Origin of the sequence: Enterococcus sp. AZ009, assembly GCF_050548785.1 — a bacterium.
Lineage (GTDB): Bacteria > Bacillota > Bacilli > Lactobacillales > Enterococcaceae > Enterococcus_D > Enterococcus_D entomosocium.
The window spans coordinates 2,337,546-2,351,797 of sequence record NZ_CP172960.1 but is presented as its reverse complement, the minus strand read 5'-3'; the positions used below and the strand labels follow the sequence as shown (position 1 = coordinate 2,351,797).

Annotated in this window: 12 protein-coding genes and 2 other annotated features; of the genes, 9 read left to right on the top strand and 3 right to left on the bottom strand. The window is 44.2% G+C overall.

What is annotated here, in order from left to right:
• Positions 1-59 precede the first annotated feature (59 nt).
• Complete coding sequence (locus tag IGJ74_RS11320; RefSeq protein ID WP_016613408.1) at positions 60-398, bottom strand: RidA family protein; 339 nt, start codon at positions 396-398, stop codon at positions 60-62.
• A gap of 269 nt (positions 399-667) precedes the next feature.
• Between IGJ74_RS11320 and IGJ74_RS11315 the strand changes: the two genes are divergently transcribed.
• The gene (locus tag IGJ74_RS11315; RefSeq protein WP_086299354.1) at positions 668-3,232 is read left to right on the top strand and encodes an HAD-IC family P-type ATPase; all 2,565 of its coding nucleotides are present in this window, start codon (positions 668-670) and stop codon (positions 3,230-3,232) included.
• 16 nt (positions 3,233-3,248) lie between these two features.
• On the opposite strand, the gene IGJ74_RS11310 is transcribed toward IGJ74_RS11315, so the two are convergent.
• Positions 3,249-4,700 (bottom strand): helix-turn-helix domain-containing protein, encoded by a 1,452-nt coding sequence (locus IGJ74_RS11310; RefSeq protein WP_218192954.1) that lies wholly within the window; start codon positions 4,698-4,700, stop codon positions 3,249-3,251.
• A gap of 862 nt (positions 4,701-5,562) precedes the next feature.
• Positions 5,563-5,775: a binding site (T-box leader), on the top strand.
• 67 nt (positions 5,776-5,842) lie between these two features.
• Positions 5,843-6,089 (top strand) — a binding site (T-box leader).
• A gap of 58 nt (positions 6,090-6,147) precedes the next feature.
• Here IGJ74_RS11310 and trpE point away from each other — a divergent pair.
• Genes trpE through trpA form a run of 7 tightly spaced genes read left to right on the top strand, consistent with a single transcriptional unit; the run spans position 6,148 to position 12,557 of the window.
• Entirely contained in the window at positions 6,148-7,554 is a 1,407-nt protein-coding gene (trpE, locus tag IGJ74_RS11305) for an anthranilate synthase component I (protein ID WP_218192955.1), read from the top strand.
• Positions 7,535-8,131, top strand: a complete 597-nt coding sequence (locus tag IGJ74_RS11300) for an aminodeoxychorismate/anthranilate synthase component II (protein WP_087663971.1) — start codon at positions 7,535-7,537, stop codon at positions 8,129-8,131. The genes trpE and IGJ74_RS11300 overlap by 20 nt, the downstream gene beginning before the upstream one ends.
• Positions 8,131-9,165, top strand: coding sequence for an anthranilate phosphoribosyltransferase (gene trpD / locus IGJ74_RS11295; RefSeq protein WP_194188724.1), 1,035 nt, complete (start codon positions 8,131-8,133; stop codon positions 9,163-9,165). The genes IGJ74_RS11300 and trpD overlap by 1 nt, the downstream gene beginning before the upstream one ends.
• Positions 9,166-9,191: 26 nt before the next feature.
• Positions 9,192-9,950: an indole-3-glycerol phosphate synthase TrpC gene (gene trpC, locus IGJ74_RS11290; protein ID WP_016613402.1), complete on the top strand. Its 759-nt coding sequence runs from the start codon at positions 9,192-9,194 to the stop codon at positions 9,948-9,950.
• Complete coding sequence (locus IGJ74_RS11285; RefSeq protein WP_008378521.1) at positions 9,947-10,594, top strand: phosphoribosylanthranilate isomerase; 648 nt, start codon at positions 9,947-9,949, stop codon at positions 10,592-10,594. The genes trpC and IGJ74_RS11285 overlap by 4 nt, the downstream gene beginning before the upstream one ends.
• Positions 10,591-11,784: a tryptophan synthase subunit beta gene (gene trpB / locus IGJ74_RS11280; protein ID WP_016613400.1), complete on the top strand. Its 1,194-nt coding sequence runs from the start codon at positions 10,591-10,593 to the stop codon at positions 11,782-11,784. The genes IGJ74_RS11285 and trpB overlap by 4 nt, the downstream gene beginning before the upstream one ends.
• Positions 11,781-12,557 (top strand): tryptophan synthase subunit alpha, encoded by a 777-nt coding sequence (gene trpA, locus IGJ74_RS11275; RefSeq protein WP_005235298.1) that lies wholly within the window; start codon positions 11,781-11,783, stop codon positions 12,555-12,557. The genes trpB and trpA overlap by 4 nt, the downstream gene beginning before the upstream one ends.
• A gap of 153 nt (positions 12,558-12,710) precedes the next feature.
• On the opposite strand, the gene IGJ74_RS11270 is transcribed toward trpA, so the two are convergent.
• Positions 12,711-13,568 (bottom strand): PhzF family phenazine biosynthesis protein, encoded by an 858-nt coding sequence (locus IGJ74_RS11270; protein ID WP_034872250.1) that lies wholly within the window; start codon positions 13,566-13,568, stop codon positions 12,711-12,713.
• A 114-nt stretch (positions 13,569-13,682) separates the two neighbouring features.
• Here IGJ74_RS11270 and IGJ74_RS11265 point away from each other — a divergent pair, with 114 nt between their 5' ends.
• The gene (locus IGJ74_RS11265) at positions 13,683-14,219 is read left to right on the top strand and encodes an AAA family ATPase (protein ID WP_016620458.1); all 537 of its coding nucleotides are present in this window, start codon (positions 13,683-13,685) and stop codon (positions 14,217-14,219) included.
• Positions 14,220-14,252: the final 33 nt, after the last annotated feature.

The window sequence follows — 14,252 nt, the reverse complement described above, 5'->3', positions numbered from 1 at the left end:
CCAAAAAACTTCGTAGGGAAGGCAATCGCCAGTACGAAGTTTTTTGGTGTTGCGCCTTTTTAAGCCAAGGTGGCTTGTGCTTCAATCTCCACTTTAAATTCAGGGGCAACCAAGCCGGCAACGATGACGAGACTCATGGCCGGTTTGTTTTCTGCCAAAATGGTTGTGAATGCCGTACGGACAGCAGCTAAGTAAGCAGCATCCGTTAAAAAGACGGTCATTTTGACCACTGATGACCAAGACAGTTGATTGGCTGATAAATGCTCTTCGATTTTCTTCAAAACGATGGCTGTTTGCTCTTGCGGGTCCTCAGGTGTGGCCCCGTCTTGTGACGGCGTTTGACCAGAAATGAAAAGAAAAGGTCCTTGCGCGATTTTTGTATCGGTATAGATTGCCATTAATTTGGCTCCTTTCTTCTATCTTACCTTTGGATGATGGGGACAGATAGCAATTGATTGGGTGTGTCTTAGTTTACTTGATTACACCTGCAAAAACAATCAACAAACGTTTTCTGTTGGTTTTGTGAAACCACGGGACGAAGCCGCCCTTCCCCTTTAATAAAAACACTCATTTTTTTCAGGCTCCACTGAAATTATCGCCAGAATTTTATGGTTTTAATGTCTTATACTATGTTCAGATCAAATAAATAAACAAGGAGGAAAAAAATATGAATTGGTACAAAAACACAACAGAAGAACTATTACATACGTTGCAAACAACACGGCAGGGCCTTTCCTCCGAAGAACGCAACCAGCGTTTAGCAAAGCAAGGTGAAAATAAAATTACTGAGGCTGCGCAGATCCCTACATGGAAGAAAGTCGGCAAGCATTTTACAGACTTACTGATGTTGGTCTTAATCGTCGCAGCCGTTTTAAAAGGGGTTTCGGGTGATTATATCGAAAGCGGCATTATTATGGCGGTCGTCGTCATCAATGGATTAGTCGGCTACTGGCAAGAGCGTAAAGCCCAAGAGTCACTGGATGGGTTGAAGCAATTCATGGGGCAAGAAGCAACAATTTATGTTCATGGCCGCAAGAAGAAAATTGCTGTTTCTTCCTTAGTAAACGGAGATTTAGTCGTTTTAGGACCAGGAGATGTCGTACCAGCAGATATGCGCTTGATCGAAACCCATGATCTTGTGATTGAAGAGTCTATCTTAACCGGCGAATCTGAGCCAGTTCAAAAAATGACTGAACCCATTACTCAAGAAAGTACGATTGGTGACCAGCGGAACATGGCGTTTTCTGGTACCCATGTAGAAAGCGGAACTGCCAGCGGGATCGTCGTTGAAACAGGAGACGATACACAAATCGGCCAGATCAATCAAGCAATTCAGTCTGTGAAAGCGCAAGAAACCCCGTTGATCAAAAAAATGAAGCAATTGAATCACCAAATCTTTAAAGGCATTATCGGATTAGTGATTTTCTTGATCTTCTTTACTACCTTCCGCTACGGCTTTGATCTTGATCTCTTGTTCTCATCAGGTATCGCATTAGTTGTAGCAATGATTCCTGAGGGCTTGCCAGCCGTGCTGACCATGATTTTATCGATGGGTGTCAAGGAAATGTCTGAGGAGCAAGCAATCATCAAAACGATGCCATCAGTGGAGACACTAGGTGCCATGACGGTGATTTGTTCAGACAAAACAGGAACCTTGACCAAAAATGAAATGACGGTCGTCGATGTCTTAGTTGAGTCAAACGTGGATAAAGCAACGGTGCTTGATATCATGGCAAATTGTCAAGATTTGAAGCAAGACGAAGGACAAAAGGCGGCTGAACTCGTTGGAAACCCAACCGAAAAAGCCTTGTTACAATACGCAGAATTAGCGCAGCAACCATTGCGTAAAACAGTCGATAAAATTCCTTTTAGTTCCTCTTACAAGTACATGGCAACACGCCATCAAAATCAAGAAGAGCCGAATGACTCGGTAGTGTTTGTCAAGGGTGCGCCCGAAGTGTTGCTTGAGAAAAGCCAACTGACTTCAGATCAAAAGCAATGGTGGTTAGATGAAAGTGCAAAATTAGCAGCGAAAGGGCAGCGACTGATCGGCTTTGCGCATCTGACGCTGTCGGCACAGGAGTCCTTGTCCCACGAAGCACTCATCAATTTAACCTTTGTTGGGATCGCTGGCATCATTGATCCTCCGAAAGACAGTGCCATCAAAGCGGTAAAAGAGTGCTTGCAAGCGGGCATCCAAGTCAAAATGATCACAGGAGATCATGGCAAGACCGCTCAAGCTATCGGCAAGCAAATTGGATTGAAGCACACGAATCACGTGTTGGAAGGGCTGGAAATCGATCTGCTGTCTGAGGAGGAGTTGCAGCAAGCAGTCCAAAAGACAGATATCTTTGCTCGAACGACCCCAGAGCATAAATTACGGATCGTTAGTGCTTTGCAGGCGAATGAAGAGATTGTCGGAATGACCGGCGATGGTGTAAACGATGCACCAGCGCTGAAAAAAGCCGACATTGGGATCGCTATGGGGATCAAAGGCAGTGAAGTAACCAAGCAAGCAGCCGATATGGTTTTGGCAGACGATAATTTTCATACGATCGCCAATGCCGTCCGAGTGGGTCGACGGATCTACGATAATTTGAAGAAAACCATCAACTTCTTCTTACCAACGGCTGTTGCACAAGGATTGATCGTTATTGCGGCACTCTTGTTGAACCGACCACTGCCACTGACACCTGTACAAATTTTATGGGTAAATATGGTGACAACCATCACGCTTTCTTACGCACTCGGTTTTGAGAAGGCAAGTGCGGATGTCATGAATCGACCACCACGGCCAATCAAAGAAGGTATCTTATCTTGGTACAGTCTGTTCCGCATCTTCTATGTCTCGCTGTTAATCATGATTCCTTCCTACGTCTTAGCGATTCAGTTTGAAGGAACGGTCCTTCAACAAAGCATGCTACTGCAAAGTATCGTCTTTGCTCAAGCAGTCTACTTACTGAACTGTCGTGAGCTGGTAAAGCCGGCGTTGAATCGCCAACTCTTTGCCAATAAAGCACTCTTAGTCTCCCTGGCACTACTGATTGTATTGCAGGCAGCGATTTTCCTAACACCTATCGGACACCAGCTTTTAGGGATTGGTTCTTTGACGCTGATGCAGCAGTTGAGTATTGCAGCCAACGGGGCACTTCTTTTCACAGTCGTCGAAGGTGAGAAATTTATTACAAACAAGCTGCAAGGACGTCAAAAAGCTGCCCCAGTGAAACAATAAAGGCAGCTTGATGATTCTAGTGATAACTTAAATAATAGGTTTGAATGAGCTCAGTCACTTGATTGAGCTCATTTTTGGTCGGTACCATCGATAAATAAAAGACTGGGACAGGGGCATCATCTAATGGGAAGTTTGACAAAACAAAATCAACGTCGGTTGCCGATAGCCCTTCTAGTTGACCTGGTTCGATCGTCGATAGTAGAATACGTGCTCCGAGAAAGTCATTCAATTCTTGCATAAGGTAAGCTTTCCATGCTGGCTCCCCTTGAAAGATAAAGTATCCCTTTGCCCGGATAGGGTTGATTTGTAAAATAGCCTGTTGGATCAACAAGGTGGTGGTTGACCATAAAGGAAAACTCGTTTCCCTTTGACTGTTTGTCTGTTCTTCTAAAAAGTCATGGATCGTTGCTTCTATCGGTAGCGAATAGGGCTGATTCAAGCGCTGGATCTCGTGAAATTCTAACCCAAACCATTCTGAGAGTTTGGCAGACTCTTGCGTTTTGATCAAGAGCAGCAACAGATTCTCAATCAGCTGCGTCCCGCTAGCGAGAGGTAGCTGCAACGAGCGGGCTAATTGTTCGACAAAATGGGTCGTTTTATCGTGAATGGTTTGATACGTTTCAAGAGTCGCTTGAATCGTTTGGGACCAATCGTTATTGTAGTTCCAGCTTTCTAAAAAACAGTAGAAGCTAAAGAAGTGTTCGCTGCATTCTAAATATACGCCTTCTTTTTGGTAGAGATAACTTAATGGCTGTTGGAAAAGACCGTAGAGGGGATCATCCCCATTAAATTCGAAGGAATCCATGCGGCAATTGGCCTTGATACGGATTGTATTGATAAAAAACCAGCAAGTACCGAAGATTTGTTCTACGTCGATTTGGAGTTTATCTTTGCCCAGACGCTGTAAAAAATGTTGATAGTGGGACTCATGAATTGTATATTCCTCAAAAAAGTAATTGTTATGGGTATAAGGCAGTAAAAGTCGATGGAAAAAGACCCGAATATTGATCTCACTTCCTTCAAAGCGGATCACGCGATTTGTGATGCGAATCCGTAAGGAAAAATCCGTCAAACTTTTATTTAATTTTGTAATATGCCGCCGCAAAGTTTCATAGGAAGTTCCCGCTTGGCCAAGAATTTCTTGCGTGCTAAGTTCGCTGGAAAAAAGCAATGCTTTCATTAAAGAAACACCGATTGATTGAGGGAAAAACGTTTCCCATAGCTGACTCATCAACAATGGCCCATCATGGGTCAAAGCAAAGCCATTACTGGCGGCTTCAATCTGCCAACCTTCGGGTAATTGTTGACGAATATAGGTTATATCAGAAAAAACCGTTCGTTCCGTCGTATCGATCAATTTTGCTAGTTGCTTGGCAGTGATCATTTTGTGATTCGCCAGTTGTTCCAAGAGAAGGATCTGACGTAATAAATCCTTCTCCGTAATGATTTTTTTCATCATCCCATCCATGACAAAAACTTCCTTTCCGAGTCTTGAAGGTCAAAATAGTCACATTGACTGTTTTGATGAAAGACAACTCTTTCGTGTTCTTTTTGATTTTATACGAAAAAGGCAAGTTTTGCTATTTCCAATTCACTGGATGATGTTTTTTTTATTAAAAAAGATGGGATCGGCAACCTTCTGAGTAACTGTCTAAAGGAATGCGTTTGTTTTATGTGTTTTAACGGTTAGAGGTCTATCATGTGTTCGTATTTCTTCATACGCAAATACATAGAATAACTTTCTTTCGACAATTTTATTTTTGAGGAAAAAAGACTCTTTTTGCGAGAGGCGTAGAGTTTTCGATGGAGCGCAGAATTGATGATCCATTCAATTTCTGCTTGTTCTTCCTCGGATAATTCGACTTTTTTCTCATTGGATTGAATGAGAGAGTAAGTAAATTCTAAGCAACTCATTTTATAAATAAAGGTGGAAAAATATAATTTGTCTATGTGCATTTAATCACCCTTTCTTACATTCGGTTCAATCATATAGAAGAATATTTCAAATAACAATTCTGTTTTTTCATGATGTTATGAAAATTTTGGGAAAATGTCGATTTTTTGTCAAAATTATAGCAAAGTTTTCACTCTTTGATCTTCACGTAAGGGTTATAAAAAAACGAATATTATTTAAATGGAGTAGCAGCTATAATTAAGTACGCTGAAAGAAGTGAAGGAGATTTTTATCCTAAAGAATGTCTTTTTATTTTGTTTAAGGCAACCCATTGCAGGTTGTTTTCTTGTATTGTCAAAAGGAGACAAAAAAAGAAAATTTGCTTTTTTCTGTTGACAGAACAGTAAAAGCCACGTAATATAGCTACCAATAACTAGTAAAGACCAAACAAAAGAGAAGTATGAGGACGTTCGTCTTGCAGAGAGCTGATGGTGGTGTAAATCAGCAGATTGACGCTTCAGAAATGGACTTTTGTGTCGAAAGGCTGAAATCAGTAGGCTTTTTTCGGGATCTCCCGTTACAGAGAACGATCGTTGATAGACGATCTAGAGAACCAATTGAGGTGGCACCGTGAGTAATCGCCCTCATGCAGACGAGTTTGTTTGCATGAGGGCTTTTTTGTTTTTCTTGCCCTTCAACCAATAAAAAAAATAAACGTAAAATCAAACTAAGAGAAGTACTTGAGTCTTTTTTGGTTACAGAAAGTCGGCGGTGATGAGAGTCCGATACCAAAAAATCAAGGAAATGGCCTTAGCCGATCATTTTTTGAACCCTTTTTTGGCAGTAGGAAAATGCGGGAACTCCCGTTATAGAGGAAGACCGTTGTTAGACGGTTGATAGAGAAGAAGTTGTTTTTTTAGGCAACTTTCAATTGAGGTGGTACCGCGGTCATTCGCCCTCAAGCAGACGTTTTTATGATGTTTGCTTGAGGGCTTTTTGTTTACAAAGAAAGGAGCAGCTTATGTATCGAATGGAACGAATCAACAGCGATTGTTTGACACCTGTCTCAGTGTTTTTACGGATTCAAGGGGCGCATAAATGTTTACTGGAAAGTATTCCCAGAGAAGAAGATACGGGACGCTATTCGATCCTCACTTTTGATCCTGTTCAGAAACTGACCTTTAAGGATGGTGTTTTTCAAGTAGAGGATCTTTTGGAAAAAACGGTCAACAAGTACCCGTGTCAGGATCCTTTAAAAGAAATGGAAGGGTATGTAGTCAAAAAGGAAATTAGCGCTTTACCGAATCTACCGCTGCAAAGTGGGGCGATCGGGTATGCGGGCTATGATATCGCAGCTTGCTATGAAGATATTGGACAACTGCCCGCAGATGAATTGCAGGTGCCTGATATGGCCTTTTGGCTTTTTGAAACTTTTCTCGTTCTGGACCATCAAAAGGAAACCTTGACGATCATCCTTGAAAATTGCTACAGCCAAAGGGGGACCACCGAGATGGAGCAGGTACTCCAAGCGGTGCAGCAGCAATTAAGGACACCGGTCGCAGCTGAGACCCGTGGGTTATCGAATGAAAAGCTGCATTTTACAAGTAATGTTACCCAACATGCCTATGAAACGATCGTTCGTGAGGCAAAAGCCCGAATTACGGCAGGGGATATGTTTCAAGTGGTTCCTTCCCAACGTCTGCAAGCAGCATTTACACAAGATCCTTTTGACTATTACCGAAAACTGCGAGTGACGAATCCGTCTGCCTACCTCTATTATCTTGATTTCGATCACGGATTCAAAGTGATCGGCAGTTCACCTGAAAGCTTGATTCGGGTTCAAGGAACAACGATCACCACAAATCCAATCGCTGGTACCCGCAAACGAGGGGCAACCAAAGCAGAAGACGAAGCTTTGGCGGCGGAATTATTAGCAGATGAAAAAGAACGTGCAGAGCACCAAATGCTGATCGATCTGGGGCGCAATGATTTGGGACGAATCGCTGAACATGGCACGGTTCATGTTCCTTTATACATGGTGATCGAGAAATACCGCTATGTCATGCATATCGTTTCGGTAGTGGCTGCCAAGCGCAGAGCAGGTGTGACGGCAATGGATGCCTTGAAAGCAACCCTGCCAGCAGGCACGGTCAGCGGGGCACCAAAGATTCGTGCCATGACTCGCATCTATCAGTGGGAAGCTGTTCGAAGAGGTGTCTATGCTGGTGCAGTTGGTTATTTTTCACGAAATGATCAAGCGGATTTTGCCATCGGGATTCGGACATTGGTATTGAAAGACGAGATCGCTTATGTCCAAGCAGGGGCGGGGATCGTTTATGATTCTGATCCCTCATCTGAATACCAAGAGACATTACACAAAGCCAAAGCACTATTGGAGGTGTCAGCCAATGATTTTACTAGTCGATAATTATGATTCCTTTACGTATAACTTAGTCCAGCAATGTCCAGCGGATACGATCGTCTTGCGAAATGACGATCCAGAGCTTTTTATTGTTGCTAAAGAAGCAGATGCCATCATTTTTTCCCCGGGACCAGGCCGTCCCGAAGAGGCAGGATTCATGATTTCTTTGATCAAAACATACCATGATAGCAAGCCGCTTTTAGGCATCTGCTTAGGTCATCAAGCCATTGGTGAAGCGTTTGGTGCCAAAGTGGTCCAAGCACCAGCTATTATGCACGGCAAGCAATCGACCCTTACGTATCAGAAAAAAGGCGTATTCGAAACCTACCTAGGAGACATGACTGTCATGCGCTATCACTCGCTTGTCATTGAGCCAGCGACACTTTCAGCGGAATTTGAGGTGTTGGCTGAAACAGAAGGGATCATCATGGCGATTCAGCATCGCGAAAAACCAATCGTAGGACTCCAATTCCATCCAGAATCAATGGGAACAAACGAGGGGGCATTTTTCATAGAACAGTTTCTTAAACTCGTCTCGGATAATACAGAAAAAACACAAGATGAAAAAAGGAGGAATCTTTAATGCAAGCACTAAAAAAGCAGCCGCCGCAACAAATCACTCAGCAATTATTTAATGGCCGTCATTTAAGTTATCAGGAGATGCGTCACTTTGCTCAAGGAATTTTAAGCGGGGTGTTTTCAGAAAGTCAATTGGGCGCAGCATTAGTTGCGATGAAGATCAACGGCATCACAGCTGCCGAATTGACTGCTTTAGCAGAAATTATGTTAGAGCATGCCGTGACCATTCCTTATGAAGGAGGAGACACCATGGACAATTGCGGCACTGGTGGCGACCACGCCAATAGTTTTAATGTCTCCACTACGGCTGCCTTCGTTTTAGCAGCTGGGGGAATCACGATGGCAAAACACGGCAATCGCAGTATCTCTAGTCGTTCAGGCAGTGCCGATGTCTTAGCATGCTTGGGGGTGGCAATTCAAGCATCACCAGAAAAAATCGCCGATCTATTAGCGACAGTCGGCATCGCTTTTCTCTTCGCCCCGTCGTTGCATCCGGGCATGAAAGCAGTGATGAAAATACGGCAAGAATTAGCGACACCAACGATTTTTAATCTATTAGGCCCTTTAATCAATCCTGTTCCGTTGACTACGCAACTGATCGGTACTTACGCTGGCGAGAGCTTGGTAGACACCGCTCAGGCGTTAGGCAGTCTTGGTCGGCAACGAGCAATGGTGATCCATGGATGTAATGGGATGGATGAAGCCAATTTGGCAGGTGAAACGGCGATCAGTTTTTATCACGAAGGAAAGGTGAGGAATTTTTCTTTGGATCCGCAAGCGTATGGCTTTACGCCAGCACCGATCGAGGCGATCGTCGGCGGAGATGCGGCTCAAAACGCCGCGATCTTAACAGCAGTTTTGAAAAATCACCCTTCCGTTTATCTAGAGACAGTGGTCTTAAATGCAGGGTTAGGCTTTTATACCAACGGCAAAGCCGCCACCCTAGCGGAAGGCTTTGCGATGGCACGAGCGTGTATCGCTTCGGGCGCGGCCTACGACAAACTGCAGATGCTGATTCGTCAGTCAAATAGCCATTAACTACGAAAGCTGTAAGGAGGAGAATCATGGATTTTTTAGAAACGATCATCCAGAAAAAAGTTGAAGAAGTTGCCGCGATGCCACAAGAAATCGAAAAGGTCGTAACCAAGCGTCCATCATTTTATCAGCAAGTCAAGGACCGACCACAAAAAATGCACCTCATTGCTGAAATCAAGCGTACTTCACCCTCAAAAGGAGACATCAACCAAGGAATCGACCCAGTCACACAAGCGCAAGCTTATGAAGCCGCGGGTGTCAGCGGGATTTCCGTTTTGACCGACCAGCAGTTTTTTAAAGGCTCGCTGGCAGATCTTGAAGCAGTCAGTAATGCCGTTTCGGTGCCTATACTATGCAAAGACTTTATTATCGACAGAAAACAATTGATTCGCGCCAAGAATGCGGGTGCCAGTATTGTTTTATTGATCGTGGCCGCTTTAAAACCAGAACGCTTAGCCATACTTCATCAAGAGGCAATAGCACTAGGGTTGGAAGTACTCGTTGAGACTCATAATGCGGCTGAATTTCAACAAGCCCAAGCCTTAGGGGCCAAAATCATCGGCGTCAACAATCGTGACCTAAAAACCTTTGACGTTTCCTTGGATGTCAGTGTTGCTTTAGCACCTCAGCCGTCAGAGGCGGTTTACATCAGTGAATCTGGTATTCGAACTGCCTCCGATGTGCTGCAGCTTGCACCGTTTTATCATGGAGTCCTCGTTGGAGAAACGTTGATGAGAAGCAATCGAATTGCTGAAACAGCTGCAGATTTGCAGGTGAGCCGCCGATGACCAAAGTGAAAATTTGTGGACTCACCGAACGGCTGCATGTCGAAACTGCCATCAGTGCAGGAGCAGATTACCTTGGCTTTGTTTTTGCCGAAAGCCGTCGGAGAATCGATCCGACACAAGTCCGCAAGATAACGGAGCAAGTACCCCAAAATGTAGGGAAAGTCGGGGTTTTCGTTTCTCCAAGTTTTGAAGAAGTGCAAGCGGCAATTCAAGCCGCCCAGCTGACAGCGATTCAGCTCCATGGAAAGGTTCTGCCATCTTTGCAAACAGCCATCCAGACAGGCATTTTTGCGCATCAAAAGATCGCAGTGATCCAAGCCTTTGATGGAGAAGCAGAGACTTTAGAACAAGATTTCCTAAGCTGCGATGCAGATTTTGGGTTATTGGACGCTCCAGTAAGAGATCACCCTTATGCTGGCGGCAACGGCCAATCCTTTGATTGGCAAAAAGCGGCGAGAAAACCGTTACCGTTGTCTGAGCGATTTTTTATTGCTGGCGGTTTGCACGCGGAAAATGTAGAAGAGGCGATCCAACTTTTTAGGCCTTATGCTGTCGATGTTTCTTCAGGCGTTGAAACCCAGGGGAAGAAAGACAGTCGGAAAATCGAACAATTTATTTACTTAGTAAAGGAGAAGATAAAATGACCCAATACCCCACAGAAGCAGGTTTTTATGGTTCTTTTGGCGGGCAGTTTGTGCCAGAGACATTGATGTATGCAGTCAAGCAATTGGAAACTGTCTATCGTGAAGCACAAGCGGACGCAAGTTTTCAAGTAGAATTACAGGAATATTTGCAAGAGTATGTAGGAAGAGAGACCCCCCTTTATCATGCACAGCGCTTGTCACAACACTTAGGCGGTGCCAAAATTTATCTGAAGCGAGAAGATTTGAATCATACGGGCGCCCATAAAATCAATAATGCGCTAGGGCAAGTGTTATTAGCAAAGCGGATGGGGAAAAAGAAAGTGGTAGCGGAGACAGGTGCTGGACAGCATGGCGTCGCCACAGCGACTGCGGCCGCGTTGTTCGGTATGGAATGCACGATTTTTATGGGTGCGGTAGATGTTCAGCGGCAAGCACTAAACGTCTTTCGAATGGAATTGTTGGGAGCAAAAGTGGTTTCAGTCACTTCAGGCAATCAGACATTGAAAGATGCTGTCAATGAAGCGCTGCGTTACTGGGTCGCAACCGTCGAGGACACCCATTACGTGATGGGTTCCGTACTCGGTCCGCATCCTTTTCCAGAGATCGTTCGAGATTTTCAAAGTGTGATTGGCAGTGAGACACGACGGCAACTATTAGAAAAAGAAGGACGACTACCGACGACAGTCGTTGCTTGTGTTGGCGGCGGCAGCAATGCGATGGGAATGTTTTACCCTTTTATCGATGATCAGACCGTTCGTTTGATTGGCGTTGAAGCAGCTGGGAAAGGTGTGGATACTACTGAGCATGCGGCGACCTTGACGAAAGGCAGTATCGGTATTTTACATGGTACCAAAATGCATCTGCTGCAAGACGATGATGGGCAAGTGATCGAACCTTATTCGATTTCAGCTGGTTTGGATTATCCAGGGGTCGGTCCCGAGCATTCTTACTTGAAGGAGATTGAGCGAGCGGAGTATTTCGCTGTCACTGATGAAGAAGCCGTTGACGCCTTTTATCTCTTGTCTCAAATCGAAGGCATTATTCCTGCTTTGGAAAGTGCTCATGCCGTTGCCTATGCCCTAAAGCTAGCCCCAATCATGACACCCGAAGAACGCTTAGTGATCTGCTTGTCTGGGCGAGGGGACAAAGATGTTCAACAAATCAAAGACCGGAAAGGAGCAGCGAAATGACCAGCAAAACATTGACGATGAAACTAAAGGAGCGCCAAAAACAAGGCAAGCCACTATTTGTTCCTTATATTATGGCGGGTGCCAACGGACTGGAACGCCTGCCAGCAGAAATCGAACTGTTGACGACACATGGCGCAGCGGCCATTGAAATCGGCGTGCCCTTTTCAGACCCAGTCGCAGATGGAGCGGTCATCCAAGCAGCTGGAATGCAGGCATTAGCCAATGGGACCACTTTAAAAAAGATCATTGCTTTGCTGCAAACCATCCATTCCGAGGTTCCACTGGTATTGATGGGGTATGCCAATTCATTCTTTCATTATGGGATTGAACAGTTAGCAAATGAGTTAAAAGCGACAAATGTGAAAGGGTTGATTATTCCAGATTTACCTTTTGAACATCGATCACTAGTAACCCCTACTTTTGATGCGGCGGATCTCGCGCTGATCACACTGGTCTCTTTGACCAGTCCTCCAGACAGAATTCAGACGCTGATCGAAGACGCGGAAGGATTCGTTTATGCTGTGACAGTGAACGGTGTCACTGGAGAAGATCGCCAATACAACGAACAGCTGGATCAGCATTTGCAAGCCATTTCGGAAAAAAGTCCGATTCCAGTATTAGCTGGTTTCGGGGTCTCGACCCACGCAGATGTGCAGCGCTTTGCCAGTGTGTGTGAGGGGGTAGTGATCGGTTCAAAAATCGTAGCAGCGCTACAAAACGAGCCACTGCCTAAAGTCAGTGAGCTGTTAGCAGAACTCGTTGGTAAGCCATAGAAAACAATGTGAAGGAAAGAACCCGAATTGGGTTCTTTTTTTATGAGAAAACTAGTATTCGAGGTACTGATGGGCTGCTATGGAAAAAAGAACGTGATGTGTGAAGAGGAAAAGAAAAAAGGCTGATTGAAGATCAGCCCCAAATTGTCGTGATTATGCCAGTGTATCGGTGTCGATGGTTACTGTCTCGCAAAAATGCCCTCTGCCCCCAACGTAAACATGTTGGATTTCCTTTCGCGAAGTCGTAACGAGTTTGACAAAGATTTCAGAAGGTTCACCTAAATTGCTGCCTTGTTCAAAGCGATACACTTCTTTTTCGAGGGCACACTTTTGATACAAGAAGCAAGCCAAGGCGGCATTGGAAGTGCCTGTGGCAGATTCTTCATTGATGTCAAACAATGGAGCAAAGTTACGACAAACGATTCGTTCTTTTTCCATTGCATATAAGTGCATGCCAACTACTTGTTGAAGCGCACTTACTTTTTTTATTTCCTCAAAATTAGGTGCAACTTGCTGCAACTGGGCCGTTGTTTTGATTGGAATAAGGATATCCTTTAATCCAGTAGAAACGATTTGAATAGGAATTTGATCATTGATAGCATTGGTATCAAAACAGTCAGTTAATTGTTCTAGTGAAAGTACATCTGAAAACAGTGGTTTGTTCTGTTCCATGAAAATGACACCGTCTTTGATGGTGATCGACAAACGTCCGGCGTTGGTGTCGATGCGATACTGTTGCTTGGAAAGTTTGTTTAGATACGATAATAGTGCAAAGGAGGCAATTGTTGCATGTCCGCATAAGTCAACTTCTTCTTTTGGCGTAAAATAGTCAAATCGGAAATCGGCCTGCGGGGATTTCGATAAAAAAGCTGTTTCTGAAAAGCCTAACTCTTTTGCGACGGCTAACTTTTGTTGTGGCGTAAGAGGCTGTTCCAACAAGACGACTCCAGCCTTGTTGCCACCCGTTTGATTTTTACTAAACCCACTTGCGATATGTACCGTTATCTCCATAGGACACCTGCTTTCTTTGTTCTTGTTAAGCATAGCATAATTTTTGCAGGAGGAGGATATGAAAACGGATTGGGTAAGCGTGTTATACTGAAGGTACGACAGAGGAGGGACTTTATGAAGAGAGGGAAAGTAGTTGTAGTGAGTGGCGTTACAGCGTCGGGCAAAACGACATTGGTTCGTGAATTGAGTAGATTGGCAGATGGAATAGTGATCTCCTTTGATGATTATAGTATCGATGCATTGCCCTCAGCACCATCTTTTGATTATTTTTTACAAGATCCCCGCGCAGCGATCAATCAATATGACATCAGTCTGCTACTGAAAGATTTGAAGAGAGCGATGAGCATTCAACCAATCATTTTTGTGGACTTTCCCTTCGGATATGAGCACCAAGATTTGCGTCAGTTGATCGATACGGTGATTTATTTGAAAACACCACTAGATATTGCTTTTGCTCGTCAGATTAAACGGGATTATACGAACGAATCAAAAGAAGCGATTTTGACTTGGGCAGATACTTATCTTTCCTATGCAAGAGAGCTATTTGTTTTACACGAACAGATCATTGCTGAAACAGCCGACTATGTACTGGATGGTGCTCTACCAGCTGATCAGCTAGCAGAACAAGTCAAGTATTATCAAGTATTTTAAGAAGCGCTTTTAAGCAAGATTTAGTCTACTGAG